Below are 16,242 nucleotides of genomic sequence, written 5' to 3'. Positions count from 1 at the left end.
CGATAAATCGGAGCATAGATGAGCATTGTAGATGCAACTGTTAACAGTATTTTAACGAGCCAAAACGTCGAGCCTGAGCCCCTAAGCATTTTATTTAAAGACGACCATATCGTTGCTGTTAACAAGCCTTCGGGCTTGCTAGTACACCGCACCAATTTAGCTAAGGACGAGGAAGATGCCGTTGTTCAACGTTTGAGAGATCAAACTGGGCAATGGGTGTTCCCTGTTCATCGTTTGGATCGGGGGACATCTGGGGTATTAGTGATGGCATTTACCCCCGAGGTGGCGCGACGACTTTCCGCGCAGTTTTCGGCTTCAGAGACTCAGAAAACCTATCATTGCTTGGTAAGAGGCTTTTGCGATGAAGTGGGGGTTATTCATTACCCTCTGGCAAAACTTAACGAACAAAAGGGACGCTCACGTTTTAAAATAGAAGGCACGGAAAAAGACGCAGAAACACACTTCAAATGCCTTGTGCAGTATCAACTCCCAATTCCCGTTAGTCGATACGACGCCATGCGCTTAAGCTGGATTGAGGTCACACCTAAACAAGGGCGAAAGCATCAAATACGTCGACATTTTAAACATCAACTGCATCCACTTGTTGGCGACTCATGTTATGGGTGTCGTCATATCAATAAAGTGACAAAAGACATTTGGCCGGAAGATTTTAGACTCATGCTGCACGCGTCAAGCCTTCAGTTTTCTCATCCAATAACCAACCAAATAATAACAATAAAGGCTGAATTGAGTGCTGAAATTCTTAATGTTCTGAATAGACTGTTGCCTTATCAAGTATAGGTAAACCATGCGTAAACTCCTCAGCATCCCAACGAAAAACCAGACTATCGTGAATCTTTGAGGCAAGGTTTATGGCGTCTGTTTGAACTTCAAGAAATTCGAATCCGCAAGCAAGAAGCACTTTAATTGACGCTTTATTATGGTCTGATACCCGTGCATATACTTCTCTTATTCCATGGCTAGCCCAAATAAGCAGTAAATGCTTCAGGGCATATGTCGCAATACCTCTATTGGTAAAATGCTTGGCAATACGATAGGAAATTTCAATACAGTGTTTTTTACTGTCTAGAAATTGCACACTAAAGCGCCCAATGAGGACATTATTAGGTAGGCACACAAGATACTGAACACCATTGAGCGTGCTGCTGAGCAATGGCTTAAAGTAAGCCTCTGTTTGTCGGCACAGCATTTGATAAGGTAGAAAACGAGCAAACCAAGCTCTATTTCGAAACTCGAAAAGCATAATATTTCGTAAGTCTGCTTCCGTTCCTTGACGAATAGTCAGTATTTTTTTCATATCCGCATGGACACCTTATTATTGGCGCTGTTTTAAGCTTAGCGTAATTATTAATAAAAAGCGGAATAATACATTTTATATCTAGATTGAAATGATAAAATATTTTCATTCCATGAAAGAGAAAGGCTCTAAAGTTAATGAAAAACAGCAATTTAGTTTATTCAACCGATCAAGGGCGCTTGTGTCCTAGCTGCGAACGTCCTGTTTCTGACTGTCATTGTAAAAACGAAGCTATAGTTGGTAATGGCAAGGTTTTGATTGCCTTAGAAACTAAAGGTAGAAAAGGCAAAGGAGTGACTATTGTCTCAGGACTTCCTTTGACAGAAGATGCATTGAAGGCATTAGGGAAAAAATTAAAAACTCAATGTGGTACCGGTGGAGCAGTAAAAGAGGGGCGCATAGAAATTCAAGGAGACAATCGTCAAAAAGTGAAAGAGCTTCTTGAAAAAGAAGGATTTTCAAGTAAATTTACGGGAGGTTAATGGATCTAGAAAAGCATCCGAGTTACTATGTTTTCTAGTGTTTACAGCGTAAAGTAACCCTGAGTAGGTTATAAAATCGAAGCCGTGATGTGGCCGAGCTTTCAATATAAATTACCACCAACGAAATGGGACGTCTTTGGGTGATAAATGGCAGCAGAGGTTCCGATGTTCCAACACAATATAAAGCAAGCGAATCAGCTAATGCGATCAGCTATTCCGCTTATGGTAAAATTGGATATTCCCCCAACCCCTTATAATTATGGGATTTGGTATGAATATGCGTCCAATCGAAATCCCAAACTTAATCAAGTCGTCGATCGCACTCTACGCCGATTTGGCGGTTTGCCTGCGTTTGTTTCAAGAGAGCTTTTTCATGAATATTTATTGCCTGAAGAATTTCAGCAGGCAGATCGTCAAGGAACGGCGCTAAAAAATCTAACAACGAATTTAGAAACAGACACAACACAGGTATCAAACGAACTGCAAAAATTGAGCAACACGCTCAAACGCTCAAAAAAAGCGCTGACCAATCTGGACGACCCCAAACAACTGGAGCGCCTTGCTCTTGTACTTGAGCAAGGCGCTTTTAAAGCAAATCAAGCCATAGAGCACTTTAGCCAATCGCTACAGGCGGTACAAGAAGAGCTTGCTTCACTAAGATCTGAGCTATCTCACGTCAAGAAAAACGGTGAACTCGATGCTCTGACATTGCTGGCAAATGAAAAAGGCTTTGAACGCGCCTTATTTTCTATGCTTCCCCATGCTGAAGATGATCTAACCCTACTACTGATTGATATTGATGATCTTGGTGGCATTAACCAAGAATATGGCAATAAAGTCGGCACGTCTTTAATTCGATACATTGCCAAACTTTTGCTCTCATCTTTGCCAGAACAGAGCTTTCTTGCACGCTTAAATGGCGGCCGTTTTGCCATATTGCTTAACGAAACAGAGCTAAGCATGGCCACTCAGTTAGCTGAATCCTTGCGACAGGAAGTAGCCGCTCAAAAAATACGTTATAAAAATACCAAGATGCTGCTTCGCCCTGTGAGCATATCGATTGGTGTGGCAACTTTATTTGGTGATGAAAGTCCAACTGAATTGGTAGAGCGAAGCTCAACACTATTTATTGTACGCAAAACACTCTGGCAAAAATCAAATTGCTCACCACGAATAAAAAATGACAATGTTTAAGGTAGTTGAATGATAGATAAATTGGAAAAAATAGGCCTTTCCCACTTTGAAGTACGCGACTATGAGTGTGACATGCAAGGTATTGTAAACAATGCCGTCTATCAAAATTACTTAGAGCATGCTAGGCATCTGTTCATTAAAGAAAAAGGCTTGGATTTTGCTGAAATTACAAAGCAAGGCATCCATCTGGTATTGATAAAAGCGGAACTTGAGTATAAGCGTTCGTTGAAAAGTGGCGACGTGTTTTACATTGAAACTCGTGTTGAAAGAGAAACAAAATTAAAGCTCGCCTTTCATCAACAGGTTTTTAGAAGCCAAGATGATCAGCTGATGCTAAACGCAAAAATGACTGTTACTTCTACCACACAAGCAGGTCGCCCAATAGTGTTTGAACAAGCTGATCTTTTACTTGCTCATTAACATATTGTCATTTTTAAGCATCATCCAGTTGCAGCACAATCAACAATACAAGGAAACGCATGCAGGTATTAGCAGGCCCAATACTTCGAAGAATGACAACAGAGCGACTGACATTTTGGTTAATAACCAACACCCCTGTTAGCGCTTCTCTCGAATTGCTGCAAAATCAGGAACAGATTCTAGCATTACAACAAACACAAGTAGCGGACTTTCATAGTCAGCTCAAAGCAGGTGATAATCTATACGTCCATTTACTGGATATTAAGCTAGAGCATACTCTACCTACGAACACGATCATTCATTACGATCTTCGTCTTAACGGACTGGACTGGACCCACTGGGCAAAGAATTTGGTTTATCCTGGTCATGCATTACCTTTTTTTGTGTTACAGCCAAAGATAAACAACTTACTACATGGTTCTTGTCGTAAACCACATCATCCAAGCAAAGACGGTTTATTGAGAGTTGATGAACTACTCGAAAACACACCGCCGCTTGAATGGCCAAGTTTACTTATGATGAGTGGAGATCAAATCTATTGCGATGATGTCGCCGCTCCTATGTTATGGGCAATCCATCAGCTTGTTCCTAGTTTTAACATGCCTAATGAATCACTGCCTTGCGTGGAAATAGATAATTCTCAAGCGCTGCATCAAGATAATGCCTACTATTACGCAAGGGAAACGCTTTTACCGGCAAATGAAGCCAACCGAGGCATGTTGGCGCAAGTGTTTGGCGGTGTTCGTAAGCCAGTATTTACGACAGATACTGCCCAAAATCATCTTATTTCCCTAGGGGAAGTATTAGCCATGTACGTTCTTGTCTGGTCTCCTGCAGGCTGGGAGTCATTACTTGAGAAAAATGGCTGGGGAATGCCCTCTGGTTTGACCGAGAAGCAGAAAACAGATTATTTACAACGGCAAGCCATACTGCAAAACTTTGTAGAAGGTTTGCCAAAAGTACGTCGTGCCCTCGCCCATCTTCCTGTGGCCATGATCTTTGACGACCATGACATAACCGATGATTGGAATCTAACTGCGGCTTGGGAGCAAACAGCTTACAATCACCCGTTTTCCGCCCGCATTATTGGTAACGCGTTGTTTGGATATTTAATTTGCCAAGGATGGGGAAATTGTCCAGAACACTTCTCTCCTCAACTCATCAATGAGGTCCAGCATGTTCTAGCAAGACCTGGAGGTGAAGAACACGATGATTTTTTACGAACATTGTTTGGTTTTTCACAATGGAATTACACATGGCAAACAACGCCACCTTTGGTCGTTCTTGATACTCGTACTCAGCGTTGGCGCTCAGAAAGATCACTAGAAAGCCCTTCAGGCTTAATGGATTGGGAGGCGCTAACAGACCTTCAGCAACAGCTTAAAGGTTTAGGCGCCGTTATTATGGTCTCGCCCGCCCCCATTTTTGGCGTGAAACTGATTGAAACCATTCAGCGTCTATTTACTTGGTTTGGTCATCCTCTGATGGTTGATGCCGAAAATTGGATGGCACACCGAGGTTCTGCGCATACCCTAATGAATATGTTTAGACATAAGAAAACCCCAAAGCACTTTGTGATTTTATCTGGCGATGTACATTACTCTTTTGTGTATGACATTCAATTACGTGGCAGCAACAGAGGGCCAGATCTATGGCAGATTACCAGTAGCGGCATCAAAAACGAATTTCCCAAACGATTATTAGACATCTTTGACCGCACAAACCGCTGGCTATATTCCCCTAAATCCCCACTAAACTGGTTTACTAGACGACGCCGCATGAAAGTTATCCCACACAAACCTGAAACAGCAGACCACGGTGAACGCTTACTCAACGCTTCCGGAGTCAGTTTAGTCAGATTTCATTCCGATGGATCACCTCAGGCGGTTATACAACTGTGCTCGGATGGAAGAGACATTAAATTTATCCTCTCAGAAGAAGACGCAACTTGGGAATAAGAGAGAGAAAGGCACTTTGTATTGTTATGGAAAATCTCTATAAACCTTTTACTGATTTCTACAATACGCCCGTGTAAAGTAACTAGATAATCATAGTTGAATTAAAAAAACCGCCTAGGATATAACCCTAAGCGGTTTTTATGATGTACTTTATGCAGTACAAAATCAAAAATCACTCTGTAACCCTTGATTTTACTGGGATAATGGCGGTGAGCAAGAGATTCGAACTCTTGATGCCTTTCGACATACACGCTTTCCAGGCGTGCTCCTTCGGCCACTCGGACAGCTCACCAAAACTTTTATACGCAGTGCGTAATTTGTGCGCGTATATTAATTATGAAGACTAGAGATTGCAACCCATTTTTAAAAATAAACCTTAAAAATTAATCTCTTACCCACGTTAAGTGCGACCCAATATCAACTTCAGGGATAAAAGCAGCTTTTTCATTGGGCGTACCGACATAGATTAAGCCTACAATTTGATCATTTTCATCCAAGTTTAATAATTCTTTGGTTTTTTGCGTGAAGCATGCTGGACCACTTCGCCACATGGCACCATATCCTAGAGCATTTAATCCCAATAAAACCTGCTGCGCTGCCGCAGAAGTAGCCATCACCTGCTCTATCGCAGGCACTTTAGGATGGGTTTGAACTTTTGCATAAATCAGAAGCACAGCTGGAGCGCGATAGGCTTTTTTAACAAAGCCCTCTTTTTTACTCTCTGGCATTGATTCCACTTCAGATAAAGCATGATGCCAGTAGATTTGTCCTAACTTCTCGCGCCCTTCTCCTTCAAAGATACAAAATCGCCATGGTTTAAGGTTCCCATGATCCGCCGCACGGCTTGCCGCACTCAAAACCAATTCCCATTCATTTTCAGTCGGCGCAGGTGCATTAAGAGCAGGCTGAGAAACACGGTTGCGCATAAAGCTTATAAATTCTTTGTTCATAAAATATTTTATTCCGTTAACATGAGGCAAAGCGTATATTTAAAGTGCATTTTGCCATTACTTAATGATAATGAATATCACAATCGTCAGTTTAAGGTCTAGGAGTTTTTCATGCAAAAGTGGCTAATTTGGATGTTGATTGAATTAAGCACTCTTTTACTCTTGGGCAGCCTTATATTTTTGTGGCTATCGCACACCCTCGGCAAAAAAATTGAGCAAGAAAAAAAGAGAGTCGCTGAATCCACGAGCGATTTAACCGTATCTAATGAGTCTAAGTCCTATAAAAGGCTAGCACAGTATCTCAACACGCAAATTCAATTCGCCGCGAATGCTATTTCTCCTAAAATAAGCGCCCATGAAACAAACAGATTAAAAATCTGGGGAACGATACTAAAAGCAGAAAGAGCAATCCTCTTAAATCAAGTTAGTGATAAGCCGAAGACCATTCTAAATCGCTTTTTATCTAGCTTACTCTATGCTTTATCTGCCCCTAAATTGCAGACGACTGACCCAGATGAGTTACATCAAAACCTCAAGGACATGGAAAGCGAGTTCTTCCAAACAGCTGAATTGCTAATAACGAAAGAGTCTCTTACAAAACGACAAGCCCTCCTAAATGATGATTTGCAAAAAAACATAGATAGAGCCAAAAGTCGTATCCTTCAATTAAACACAAAGCATGAAGAGCAAAAACGTCTTGAGAAAGAAATTAGTGTGCTAAAAACTAAGATTGAGCTTTTAGAGCAGAACGCCGCTCAAAGCCAACTTCCTGCGTCAAATTTTAGCTTAGAGGTTCCAACGGCTCAAAAAATAGAAAAACAGATTCGCGATGCATCTTTTAAACAAATATCAAGTTTAAACAGCCTGTCCAATCGCCAAAAAATGGTCATTGATCAGCTAAAATCAGAAATAGAAAAAGCTTATAAAAACAATAATCCAAGCAATTCCCTTGAAGCACAAAGGGTTGCTATTAAGAAGCTGGAACGCATATCGGAAGAATCCCAAATGCTCATATTGCAGTTAGAAGCAGAACTGCAAACGTCTAACCTATCAATCCTTTCTTTGAAGGAAGACATTAATGCCAAAGACGCAAAACTCGCTGAAATTGAGCAACAGCTTGCTCGCAGTAATGAAACTGCCATAGGTAATCTTCAAGCGCTTAACGCGAATAAAAAAGAAACACTTGTTTCTCTTCGAGATGAACTCAATACAGCGCTTGAGAGTAGAGCAACAGATAGCCTTATAGAACAGGATAAAGATACAAAAATGCTTGAACGCCTTCTTCAAGAATCTGAAACTTGCGTAACTTTATTGGCTCAAGAACTTGATATTGCAGAAGATACCAATGATCAGTTAAAACAAAAAATTGGGCAACTTGCTTTAAGTAAAAATGTGGTTTCATCAAATTTATCCAAACCACTTTTTGAGCAAAGAGAAAGAAATAGGCAGTTGGTGTTAATAACCACGGAATTAAAAAATAAGGTATTAAACATGGCGTCCAACAAAGACTATCAAGCTCTTAGGGTAAGCTACAACAAAAAGAGTCTAGAGTGCGACCGTTTACAACTGGCGTTTTCTGATTTAGAAATGAAATATTTGGGGACGCTAAACGAATAGCAATCCCCATTGCATATTTAACGCTGAATTTGAAAATTCAACATGCGCTGTAGTGGAATCAAAGCTTTTACTCTCGTTTCTTCTGCTACATGAATCTCACCCGAACCATCTCTTAGAGAGTTACGAAGCATTTCTAAACTGTTTAATGCCATCCAAGGACAATGTGCACAACTACGACAATTCGCCCCTGAACCAGCGGTAGGTGCCTCAATGAAACGTTTCTGAGGAGACGCTTGCTTCATTTTGTAAAAAATACCTCTATCGGTGGCAACAATAAAAGTATCGTTTGGCATATTCTTTGATGCATTAAGAAGCTGCGACGTTGAACCAACAACATCTGCCACTTCGACAACCGGTTCAGGCGACTCCGGATGAACAAGCACAGCGGCGTCTGGATAAATAGATTTTAAATCTAAAATTCCTTTTGCTTTAAACTCCTCATGCACAATACAGGCACCATCCCACATAATCATGTCTGCACCCGTTTCTCGTTGAATGTAGCCACCAAGGTGTTGATCTGGTGCCCAAATAATTTTTTCACCTTGATCAACGAGATGGTTAACTACGTCCAGAGCGATACTAGAAGTGACAACCCAATCCGCACGCGCTTTTACCGCCGCAGAGGTGTTTGCGTACACAACAACCTTACGATCTGGATATTGGTCACAAAAAGCAGAAAATTCTTCAATAGGACAGCCAATGTCTAGTGAGCAAGTCGCTTCTAGCGTTGGCATTAAAATGGTTTTTTCTGGGCTTAATATTTTGGCCGTTTCACCCATGAATTTAACACCAGCAACAACCAATGTCTTAGCTTCATGATTGGCACCAAAACGCGCCATCTCTAACGAATCAGCAATGATTCCGCCAGTCTCTTCTGCTAATTCTTGAATAGCATCTTCTGTATAGTAATGAGCTACTAGTACAGCATTCTTTTGCTTGAGCAAAGATTTGATTTCAGCACGAATTTCATCGCCATCGACAGATTGTATTTCAAGACTTTTTTCGGCTTCAGATAGGTATCTTTGAACAGTGTCGCGAAGTGCTGCTTTATCGTAAAGTTTAGACATATCATTACCCCTTAAGAAACTGGGAGCGGAATGAGTGTTTTTTGGTGGGTCGTACTGGATTCGAACCAGTGACCAATTGATTAAAAGTCAACTGCTCTACCAACTGAGCTAACGACCCAAAAATCACAAAAGGAATAAAACATGTTGGTGGGTCGTACTGGATTCGAACCAGTGACCAATTGATTAAAAGTCAACTGCTCTACCAACTGAGCTAACGACCCAACGGGTTGCGTATAATACAGAGCCCCGCTGAGGAATGCAAGCTATTTAATTTTACTTAAATAACCAGCCGCTAGTTGAGCAGCTTTTGTATCAGGAAAACGCCTGATAACATCCTGTAAGTACAACTTAGCATTTGCAGTATCACCAATCTGATCGCTAACAGTGCCTAACTTGTACAATGAGTCTTGTTCTTTGCCATGACCTGGAAAACGTTGAATCACAGTAGAAAAAGCGTCTAATGCTTCTCTAGATTTTCCTTGGACTAATTTCACTTCACCTAGCCAATAATAACCATTTCCGGTTAGAGAATTGTTAGGGTAAGTATTTACAAAATTAGTAAAAGCGGTCTCAGCTTGATCAAATTGTCTTTCACGAATCAAGTTGTACGCATTGTTGTAGGCTTGTTGAGACTCTTCAGTAGGTGGCTGCAGACTAACAGGCGCTAGAGGAGAAGTAACGAGTGTATTAATGGGAGTGTTTTCTATTTCATCGGGTATCTGTTCTGTTTGCGCAATCGGAGCCACTGAATTATTCGGCTCGTTTGCAGGAGCTGACATCAGTATCGATATGCGTTTATCAAGATCTATATAACGATCCCTTTGACTCTCTTTCATTAGCCTTAATTCATGCCCCTGCTCTTCCACTTGTCCACGAAGGCTCTGAACCTCCTGTTGCAGTGTTTCCAATTGAAAGAGCAAGTCAGCAGCAGCGTTGGCTGACAAGCCACCACCGCCACTTACCTGCGGAATTTCAGCCATTGCAAATGGTGCTGTGAGACACAGCACCATTGCAAAAGAGTGAATTTTCACATCTTTTTTGAACATTATTCGTAACGTACTTCAACTCGACGGTTTAACTGCCAAGCATTGCTGTCATGACCGAAGGCAACAGGAACTTCTTCACCAAAACTTACTGTTTCAATTTGTGAAGCAGCAACGCCTTGGATAGTCAAATAACGGCTAATTGCTTTAGCACGACGCTCACCAAGAGCCATGTTATATTCACGAGTGCCACGCTCATCAGCATGACCTTCTAGAACAACACGCGCATCTGGATTTGAAACAAGGTATGCAGCATGTTTAGCCAAAGCTTCACGAGATTCTGGACGTACAATTGATTTATCAAAATCAAAGTAGAACACAGTCTCTACACCTGCCAAAGAATCCATACCTGTATCTTTTTCTTCAACAATAACGCTAGTCGTAGCGCTATCTTGACCAGCACCGTATGCTGAATCAGTGTTTGCTGCTGAACTAGCGTTTGCATCTTCAGCAACAGTTGAAGAATCAGTATCAGTTGCTGTTGTGCTACAACCCGCGATCCAAGCTGCAGACAATCCAATTACAGCAAACTTACCTAGTTTGTTTACACTCATTATTCACTCCTCAATGTCTTTATTTGAAATACGGAGACCAAGATGGCTCTCGTACATCACCCTCTGCTGATGGTATCCTATATTTAACTAGGCCATCAACGGATACTACGGCTAAGATACCCTTTCCTTGATAGGTTGTGGCATACATCACCATGCTACCATTCGGTGCAATGCTAGGCGATTCGTCTAAGTAAGTCTCTGTAAGAGTCTGAACTCGGCCTGTTTTCATATCCTGTAAAGCAATATGATAATTACCATCATTCTTTTGAACAGTGACAAGATAACGACCATCTGGCGTCATTCTTGCTCTAGTATTTAATTCACCTTCAAATGTGACTCTTTCTACACGCTTACTATTTACATCTAATCGATATATTTGCGGGTTACCGCCACGATCAGACGTAAAAATTATTCCTTTGCCATCTGGTTCCCAGCTTGGCTCTGTATCAATAGCATAGTGGTTTGTCATACGCTCTAATTTTTGCGTCGCGATATCCAAAGTATAAATCTCTGGGTTCTCATCTTTAGACAATACCAATGCTAATTTTTTTCCATCTGGAGACCAAGACGGTGCTCCATTTAATCCTCTAAACTGAGCAATTTGCTGACGTCTGCCTGTTGCCAATTCTTGAGTAAAAATACTAGGACGGCGATTTCTAAACATCACATACGCTATGTTACGACCATCCATACTCCAAGAAGGAGATAAAATTGGCTCTTTCGACTCAACAATAACCTGTGGTCTATGGCCATCAGCATCCGCTACCTGTAATTTAAACAAAGGGGATTTTTTATTTCCCTCTGCAGTAACATATAATATTCTAGTACTAAATGCGCCCTTTGACCCTGTCAATAATTCGTAAACTTTGTCACTAATATAATGAGCCGCATCTCTTAAATTTCTCGCGCTAACGTCAATCGAGTTATGTCTTTCAACAGGTTTTTGACTCAACACATTTAGCAACTCAAAGCCAACTCTATACTGATTGTTTGGCAATTTTTGCACTGTACCAATAACCACATAGTCGCTCTTTAGTAAACGCCAATCACGATAAAAAACATCTGCCTCTCTTGTCGGCATACTTAACATGTTAGCGCGCGGAACCGGCTGAAACAAACCACTACGAGCTAAATCGTCTTCGATAATTTGTGCTACGTCCTCAGGTAGAGCGTCCATTCCAGCGTAACCAAAAGGGACCACCGCAATAGGAAGCAACTGATCTGCACCACTGGTTATTTCAATAACTAATTGAGCCCCTAGCTGAACTCACAAATACTAAACACGTAAATAGTATACTCAACCATTTTTTAAACATCATTAGTTTCTCAAATCCTGCGGGTTAAAAATTAAATCTACCTGACGGAAATTTCGCTCAAAAACATAAGAGTCTACTTTTGCAAGCTCCTCTATTCGCCTTACCTTATAAACAGCATCAACGGCTCTTTGGTCAAATAAGGCATCACCACTACTTTTTGTTACTTGAGCATTCATTACTTCACCAGTAGGCAAAAAATAAATACGCAGCTGGGCTACCATATTATTTCGTGCACTAGGCGGACGAATCCAAGCTGCCGTTACTCTGTTATTAATTAAGCTACTAATAGATTGAACCATTTGCGCTTCTGCCACGGCTCGTTCCTTCGCTTCTTCTGCAGCCGCTTTGGCTGCCGCTGCTTCCGCTTTTTTCTGCTCAGCTAAGCGGGACGCTTCTTCTTGCCGCTTACGCTCTTGTTCAGCCAAACGATCTGCTTCAGCTTGTTTTTTCGCTTTTCTTCAGCTAAGCGATCTGCCTCAGCCTTACGCTCCAACTCTTTACGCTTCTTATCGTCAGCCTCTTTCTCAGCTAAACGCTTTTTTTCTGCTTCTTGAGCTAAGCGTTTTGTTTCAGCTTCTTGAGCTACGCGTTTCTGCTCGGCTTCTTGTGCTTGACGCTTTTGCTCATCTTCTCTTTTTCTCTGAGCGTCTTCTTTCTCTTTAGCCTCTTTGGCTTGGGCAAGCTGTCTTTGCTTGTCTTCCAATGCTTTTCTTTCCGCTTCTTTTTTGCGATTTTGTTCAGCGTCTTTTCGCTTCTCTTCTGCAACCGCAGCCTGCTTTTGAGCCTCTCTCTGTTCTGATTCACGCTGACCTATGATTGTTTGCGAAACATCCACGACGGTAGCATTAACAATTTGAGGCTTTTTGGGTTTTGGCGGCTCAGTATCACCAAAGTCAATCACCACTAAACCAGCCACAACAATACTAGCGTGCAAACCTACAGCCAGTACTGTTGGAATACTATAACTATCACTGCGTAGCCATTTCATTAATTCGTTTCCGGCTCTGTCACTAAACCAACATTTGGAACACCAGCCCCTTGCAAAGCCACCATCAAACCAATCACATCTCCATATGGAACATTCTTATCACCCCTAACCAAAACAGACATTTTTGGGTTCTGGCTCAAAACTTTGCGTACTCTATCTTGTAATTCGGATAAAGCAATAGATTCTTGCTTGCCACCCACATCTAAATAAAATTTACCCTTAGAATCTACCGATGCAATGAGAATATCGTTCTCATCATCCTGTATTGGTGTGGCATTTGCATTAGGCAGTTCTACGTCAACACCCTGAGTCAGCATTGGTGCTGTGATCATAAAAATAACCAATAATACGAGCATAACGTCAATATACGGAACAACGTTTATTTCCGCCATTGGGCGACGTTTATTTCTTCTGCGTGAACGAGCCACTATACAGCGCCTCCCTCTCTAACATGCACCTTGCGATGTAATATACTTGTAAATTCATCTGCAAAGTTCTCGTAACTAGAGCCAAGCGATTCTGCAGTTGAAGAAAAACGGTTATAAGCAATAACGGCAGGTATCGCTGCAGCCAAACCTATGGCTGTTGCAATAAGAGCCTCAGCAATACCTGGTGCTACGGTAGCTAATGTTGCCTGCTGAACCTCTGCCAAACCAATAAACGAATGCATAATCCCCCAAACAGTCCCAAAAAGACCGATATAAGGACTGGTAGAGCCCACTGTAGCCAAAAAAGGTAGATGTTGATCTAACTTTTCTTCTTCACGGTACAGTGCCACTCGCATTGCGCGCTGAACGCCATCCATAATAGCCTCAGGGTCTACATTATGACTCTGCCTTAAGCGAGTGAATTCTTTTATGCCGGATGTAAAAATATTTTCCATCCCCTCCACTTTTCGACCTTCCTGAGTAAGCTTACGGTAAAGCTGACTGAGATCAATGCCAGACCAAAAATTCTCTTCAAATGTAGCACGAACTCTTTTTGCTTCTTTTAACACTCGAATTCTTTGAAATATAACAATCCATGAAAAGATGGAAGCAGCTAATAACGTCAACATAACAAGTTGAACAACGAAACTAGCACTGGCGATAAGTCCCCAAATTGACATTATTAACCTCTATTTAAAATCCGTAGGTAGTTGGTAATTAAAATGCTCATAAGCACGCTTCGTAACTTGACGCCCTCTTGGTGTCCGAATTATGAAGCCCTGCTGAATCAAAAACGGCTCTATAACATCTTCTATTGTATCTTTGTCTTCACCTAACGCTGCTGAAACACTGTCTAGGCCAACAGGCCTCCCGTCAAACTTTTCTATCATGGTCAATAGCATACGCCTGTCTAAATGGTCAAAGCCTTGGCTATCTACACTTAACATATCTAACGCCCTTTGAGCAACTTTTTGCCCTACAAGATGCTCGCCACTCACTTGGGCAACATCGCGCACTCGACGAAGTAGACGATTTGCTATTCGAGGTGTTCCCCTTGATCTTCGAGCCACTTCAAAACACCCTGAGTGATCAAGTTGCATCCCCATTTTTCCTGCGGATCTAGCAACTATCGTTGTTAGTGACTCCACATCATAAAACTCTAGGCGCTGCACAATACCAAATCGATCTCGCAAAGGAGAGGTTAGCAAACCTGCCCTAGTTGTTGCTCCGACAAGAGTAAAGGGAGGGAGTTCAATTTTAATTGATCTTGCTGCTGAAGCCTCGCCGATCATTATATCAAGCTGGTAATCTTCCATTGCCGGATAGAGTACCTCTTCAATAGCTGGACTCAGACGATGAATTTCATCAATAAATAAAATATCACCTTCGTTTAAATTCGTTAACAAAGCAGCAAGATCCCCAGCCCTTTCCAAAACAGGACCAGATGTTGTTCTTACTTCCGCCCCCATTTCATTGCCAATTATGTGAGCAAGCGTAGTCTTACCCAAACCAGGAGGCCCAAAAATAAGAGTGTGATCAAGCGGCTCGTGGCGCTGCCTGGCCGCTTCGATAAAAATCTCCATTTGCTCACGAACGACAGACTGCCCTATGTACTCTGCAAGCGCCTGCGGACGTATTGCCCGATCGACTTGACGATCATTACCTTTTAGCTCAGCAGAAATAATTCTATCGTGCTCAATCATGCTTATTGCCTTAGCATACCTTTTAGGGCTGCTTTTATTACATCTTCACTGTTTGCTGCATCAACCGGAATACCAGCAATGGCTTTGGCCGCTTCTTGAGGCTTATAACCAAGAGAAATAAGCGCAGCTTCAGCCTCTTGCCTTGGATCCGCCTGTACTTGTCGCAATACGGCTGGCGCAGAAAAGAGATCGTTCTTCGCAGCTTGACCAAGTTTATCTCGCAACTCAATAATTAAACGCTCAGCGGTTTTTTTGCCAACGCCAGGGATGCGGGTCAAAGCGGTGACATCGGATTCTTGTACATTACCAATCAGCTCTTCAGCTGACATACTAGATAAGATTGCTAACGCCATTTTAGGGCCAATACCATTCACTTTGATGAGAATACGAAACAGAGCACGCTCATTTTTATCAATAAAGCCATAAAGAGTGTGAGAATCTTCTTTTACTAGCAAATGAGTATATAAAGTGACTATGCCACCCACTTGAGGTAAATCATAAATAGTGGTCATGGGTGAGTCTCACTTCATACCCAATTCCACCCACATCAACCAGCAGTTCTGGCGGTGCTTTTTCAACCAAAGTACCAACGATTCGACCAATCACAATGACTTCCTTACATCTTGTTCAGTCCAGCGTTTAGATGAACGCCCCGCTCGTTTCCCAACACCATACTCTAAACCGCCTGAAGTACGTGTATTGGCATGACACAGAGCAATAGCCAAAGCATCTGCCGCGTCTGCTTGAGGCTTAGAAGACAGATTTAACAACAATTGCACCATAGACTGAACTTGACTTTTATCCGCGTTACCGTTGCCAACAACGGACTGCTTAACTCTTCGAGCGGCATACTCATGCACCGCAAGCTCTCGCAAAGATGCCGCCACAATGGCAACCCCCCGTGCTTGGCCAAGCTTTAGTGCAGAATTCGCGTTTTTCGCCAAAAACACTTCCTCAATAGCAAACTCATCAGGCTTATATTCTTCCAATAATACAGAGATATAATTAAAAATATGCTTTAACCTGACAGACAAAACTTCGTCAGGCAATTTAATACACCCACTATTCACATAGTGAGTTTTGCCATTTATGACGTCTATAATGCCAAAGCCTGTTATTCTAGGCTCGGATCAATCGCTAAAATTCTGGTCATGATCATAAATTTTTACGCCCTGCATAGTTACTGTATATTTCAACAGCCCTT

At 41.9% G+C, this 16,242-nt stretch carries 17 protein-coding genes, 3 tRNA genes and 2 pseudogenes; 6 read left to right on the top strand and 16 right to left on the bottom strand.

All coding sequences use genetic code 11. From position 1 onward, the window contains the following. Nucleotides 1–18 precede the first annotated feature (18 nt). Nucleotides 19–801, top strand: a complete 783-nt coding sequence (locus tag ONZ52_RS24260; protein WP_265221120.1) for a pseudouridine synthase — start codon at nucleotides 19–21, stop codon at nucleotides 799–801. Here the strand turns inward: ONZ52_RS24260 and ONZ52_RS24255 are convergent. Next, nucleotides 764–1,318: a GNAT family N-acetyltransferase gene (locus ONZ52_RS24255; protein ID WP_265221119.1), complete on the bottom strand. Its 555-nt coding sequence runs from the start codon at nucleotides 1,316–1,318 to the stop codon at nucleotides 764–766. The genes ONZ52_RS24260 and ONZ52_RS24255 overlap by 38 nt on opposite strands. A gap of 137 nt (nucleotides 1,319–1,455) precedes the next feature. Here ONZ52_RS24255 and yciH point away from each other — a divergent pair, with 137 nt between their 5' ends. The 4 genes from yciH to ONZ52_RS24235 all read left to right on the top strand — a co-directional run bounded on the left by yciH (nucleotide 1,456) and on the right by ONZ52_RS24235 (nucleotide 5,372). Further along, nucleotides 1,456–1,800 (top strand): stress response translation initiation inhibitor YciH, encoded by a 345-nt coding sequence (gene yciH, locus ONZ52_RS24250; RefSeq protein ID WP_265221118.1) that lies wholly within the window; start codon nucleotides 1,456–1,458, stop codon nucleotides 1,798–1,800. Between the two features lie 147 nt (nucleotides 1,801–1,947). Next, nucleotides 1,948–2,994: a GGDEF domain-containing protein gene (locus ONZ52_RS24245; RefSeq protein WP_265221116.1), complete on the top strand. Its 1,047-nt coding sequence runs from the start codon at nucleotides 1,948–1,950 to the stop codon at nucleotides 2,992–2,994. 9 nt (nucleotides 2,995–3,003) lie between these two features. Then, the gene (locus tag ONZ52_RS24240; protein WP_265221115.1) at nucleotides 3,004–3,414 is read left to right on the top strand and encodes an acyl-CoA thioesterase; all 411 of its coding nucleotides are present in this window, start codon (nucleotides 3,004–3,006) and stop codon (nucleotides 3,412–3,414) included. A gap of 59 nt (nucleotides 3,415–3,473) precedes the next feature. Next, nucleotides 3,474–5,372: an alkaline phosphatase D family protein gene (locus ONZ52_RS24235; protein WP_265221114.1), complete on the top strand. Its 1,899-nt coding sequence runs from the start codon at nucleotides 3,474–3,476 to the stop codon at nucleotides 5,370–5,372. Nucleotides 5,373–5,576: 204 nt separating this feature from the next. Here ONZ52_RS24235 and ONZ52_RS24230 read toward each other — a convergent pair. Together ONZ52_RS24230 and ONZ52_RS24225 are read right to left on the bottom strand one after the other, a co-directional pair. Next, nucleotides 5,577–5,664: transfer RNA gene (locus ONZ52_RS24230), tRNA-Ser, on the bottom strand. 91 nt (nucleotides 5,665–5,755) lie between these two features. Next, on the bottom strand, nucleotides 5,756–6,322 hold the full coding sequence (locus ONZ52_RS24225) for a nitroreductase family protein (RefSeq protein ID WP_265221113.1): 567 nt from the start codon (nucleotides 6,320–6,322) through the stop codon (nucleotides 5,756–5,758). 111 nt (nucleotides 6,323–6,433) lie between these two features. Here ONZ52_RS24225 and ONZ52_RS24220 point away from each other — a divergent pair, with 111 nt between their 5' ends. Then, on the top strand, nucleotides 6,434–7,939 hold the full coding sequence (locus ONZ52_RS24220) for a coiled-coil domain-containing protein (protein ID WP_265221112.1): 1,506 nt from the start codon (nucleotides 6,434–6,436) through the stop codon (nucleotides 7,937–7,939). Nucleotides 7,940–7,956: 17 nt separating this feature from the next. Here the strand turns inward: ONZ52_RS24220 and nadA are convergent, their stop codons facing one another. From nadA to ruvC, 13 genes and pseudogenes are all read right to left on the bottom strand, one after another. Continuing rightward, nucleotides 7,957–9,006: a quinolinate synthase NadA gene (gene nadA / locus ONZ52_RS24215; protein WP_265221111.1), complete on the bottom strand. Its 1,050-nt coding sequence runs from the start codon at nucleotides 9,004–9,006 to the stop codon at nucleotides 7,957–7,959. A 42-nt stretch (nucleotides 9,007–9,048) separates the two neighbouring features. After that, nucleotides 9,049–9,124, bottom strand: a tRNA-Lys gene (locus ONZ52_RS24210). 27 nt (nucleotides 9,125–9,151) lie between these two features. Continuing rightward, a tRNA-Lys gene (locus ONZ52_RS24205) sits at nucleotides 9,152–9,227 on the bottom strand. A 42-nt stretch (nucleotides 9,228–9,269) separates the two neighbouring features. Continuing rightward, entirely contained in the window at nucleotides 9,270–10,052 is a 783-nt protein-coding gene (gene ybgF, locus ONZ52_RS24200) for a tol-pal system protein YbgF (RefSeq protein ID WP_265221110.1), read from the bottom strand. Continuing rightward, nucleotides 10,052–10,603 (bottom strand): peptidoglycan-associated lipoprotein Pal, encoded by a 552-nt coding sequence (gene pal / locus ONZ52_RS24195; protein ID WP_265221109.1) that lies wholly within the window; start codon nucleotides 10,601–10,603, stop codon nucleotides 10,052–10,054. The genes ybgF and pal overlap by 1 nt, the downstream gene beginning before the upstream one ends. A gap of 19 nt (nucleotides 10,604–10,622) precedes the next feature. After that, nucleotides 10,623–11,819, bottom strand: a complete 1,197-nt coding sequence (gene tolB / locus ONZ52_RS24190) for a Tol-Pal system beta propeller repeat protein TolB (protein WP_265221108.1) — start codon at nucleotides 11,817–11,819, stop codon at nucleotides 10,623–10,625. Between the two features lie 102 nt (nucleotides 11,820–11,921). Further along, nucleotides 11,922–12,344 carry a TonB C-terminal domain-containing protein gene (locus ONZ52_RS24185; protein WP_265221107.1) on the bottom strand — a complete coding sequence of 141 codons (423 nt, stop codon included), beginning with the start codon at nucleotides 12,342–12,344 and terminating at the stop codon, nucleotides 11,922–11,924. Further along, nucleotides 12,299–12,907, bottom strand: coding sequence for a hypothetical protein (locus ONZ52_RS24180; protein WP_265221106.1), 609 nt, complete (start codon nucleotides 12,905–12,907; stop codon nucleotides 12,299–12,301). Before ONZ52_RS24180 ends, ONZ52_RS24185 begins: the two co-directional genes overlap by 46 nt. Continuing rightward, entirely contained in the window at nucleotides 12,907–13,335 is a 429-nt protein-coding gene (gene tolR, locus ONZ52_RS24175) for a protein TolR (protein WP_265221105.1), read from the bottom strand. The genes ONZ52_RS24180 and tolR overlap by 1 nt, the downstream gene beginning before the upstream one ends. Next, a complete protein-coding gene (tolQ, locus tag ONZ52_RS24170) occupies nucleotides 13,335–14,015 on the bottom strand; it encodes a protein TolQ (protein WP_265221104.1) in 681 nt (226 codons plus the stop codon). The genes tolR and tolQ overlap by 1 nt, the downstream gene beginning before the upstream one ends. Before the next feature lie 9 nt (nucleotides 14,016–14,024). Continuing rightward, complete coding sequence (ruvB, locus tag ONZ52_RS24165) at nucleotides 14,025–15,038, bottom strand: Holliday junction branch migration DNA helicase RuvB (RefSeq protein ID WP_265221103.1); 1,014 nt, start codon at nucleotides 15,036–15,038, stop codon at nucleotides 14,025–14,027. Nucleotides 15,039–15,040: 2 nt separating this feature from the next. Beyond that, nucleotides 15,041–15,644: pseudogene (gene ruvA, locus ONZ52_RS24160) on the bottom strand (Holliday junction branch migration protein RuvA). Beyond that, nucleotides 15,641–16,197 (bottom strand): annotated as a pseudogene (gene ruvC / locus ONZ52_RS24155) (crossover junction endodeoxyribonuclease RuvC). The pseudogenes ruvA and ruvC overlap by 4 nt, the downstream one beginning before the upstream one ends. Between the last annotated feature and the right edge of the window lie 45 nt (nucleotides 16,198–16,242).

This window comes from Marinomonas rhodophyticola (assembly GCF_026113935.1).
Lineage (GTDB): Bacteria > Pseudomonadota > Gammaproteobacteria > Pseudomonadales > Marinomonadaceae > Marinomonas > Marinomonas rhodophyticola.
The sequence above is the reverse complement of the archived record's forward strand: the minus strand, read 5'-3'. Positions and strand labels throughout refer to the sequence as shown.

Excerpts from the sequence above, each read along its gene's own strand:
- pal (WP_265221109.1), bottom strand. The coding sequence starts at position 10,603 with ATGAGTGTAAACAAACTAGGTAAGTTTGCTGTAATTGGATTGTCTGCA.
- ONZ52_RS24180 (WP_265221106.1), bottom strand. The coding sequence starts at position 12,907 with ATGAAATGGCTACGCAGTGATAGTTATAGTATTCCAACAGTACTGGCT.
- ONZ52_RS24240 (WP_265221115.1), top strand. The coding sequence starts at position 3,004 with ATGATAGATAAATTGGAAAAAATAGGCCTTTCCCACTTTGAAGTACGC.
- yciH (WP_265221118.1), top strand. The coding sequence starts at position 1,456 with ATGAAAAACAGCAATTTAGTTTATTCAACCGATCAAGGGCGCTTGTGT.
- ONZ52_RS24260 (WP_265221120.1), top strand. The coding sequence starts at position 19 with ATGAGCATTGTAGATGCAACTGTTAACAGTATTTTAACGAGCCAAAAC.
- ONZ52_RS24220 (WP_265221112.1), top strand. The coding sequence starts at position 6,434 with ATGCAAAAGTGGCTAATTTGGATGTTGATTGAATTAAGCACTCTTTTA.
- tolQ (WP_265221104.1), bottom strand. The coding sequence starts at position 14,015 with ATGTCAATTTGGGGACTTATCGCCAGTGCTAGTTTCGTTGTTCAACTT.
- ruvB (WP_265221103.1), bottom strand. The coding sequence starts at position 15,038 with ATGATTGAGCACGATAGAATTATTTCTGCTGAGCTAAAAGGTAATGAT.
- ONZ52_RS24255 (WP_265221119.1), bottom strand. The coding sequence starts at position 1,318 with ATGAAAAAAATACTGACTATTCGTCAAGGAACGGAAGCAGACTTACGA.
- ONZ52_RS24245 (WP_265221116.1), top strand. The coding sequence starts at position 1,948 with ATGGCAGCAGAGGTTCCGATGTTCCAACACAATATAAAGCAAGCGAAT.
- nadA (WP_265221111.1), bottom strand. The coding sequence starts at position 9,006 with ATGTCTAAACTTTACGATAAAGCAGCACTTCGCGACACTGTTCAAAGA.
- ONZ52_RS24225 (WP_265221113.1), bottom strand. The coding sequence starts at position 6,322 with ATGAACAAAGAATTTATAAGCTTTATGCGCAACCGTGTTTCTCAGCCT.
- ONZ52_RS24235 (WP_265221114.1), top strand. The coding sequence starts at position 3,474 with ATGCAGGTATTAGCAGGCCCAATACTTCGAAGAATGACAACAGAGCGA.
- ybgF (WP_265221110.1), bottom strand. The coding sequence starts at position 10,052 with ATGTTCAAAAAAGATGTGAAAATTCACTCTTTTGCAATGGTGCTGTGT.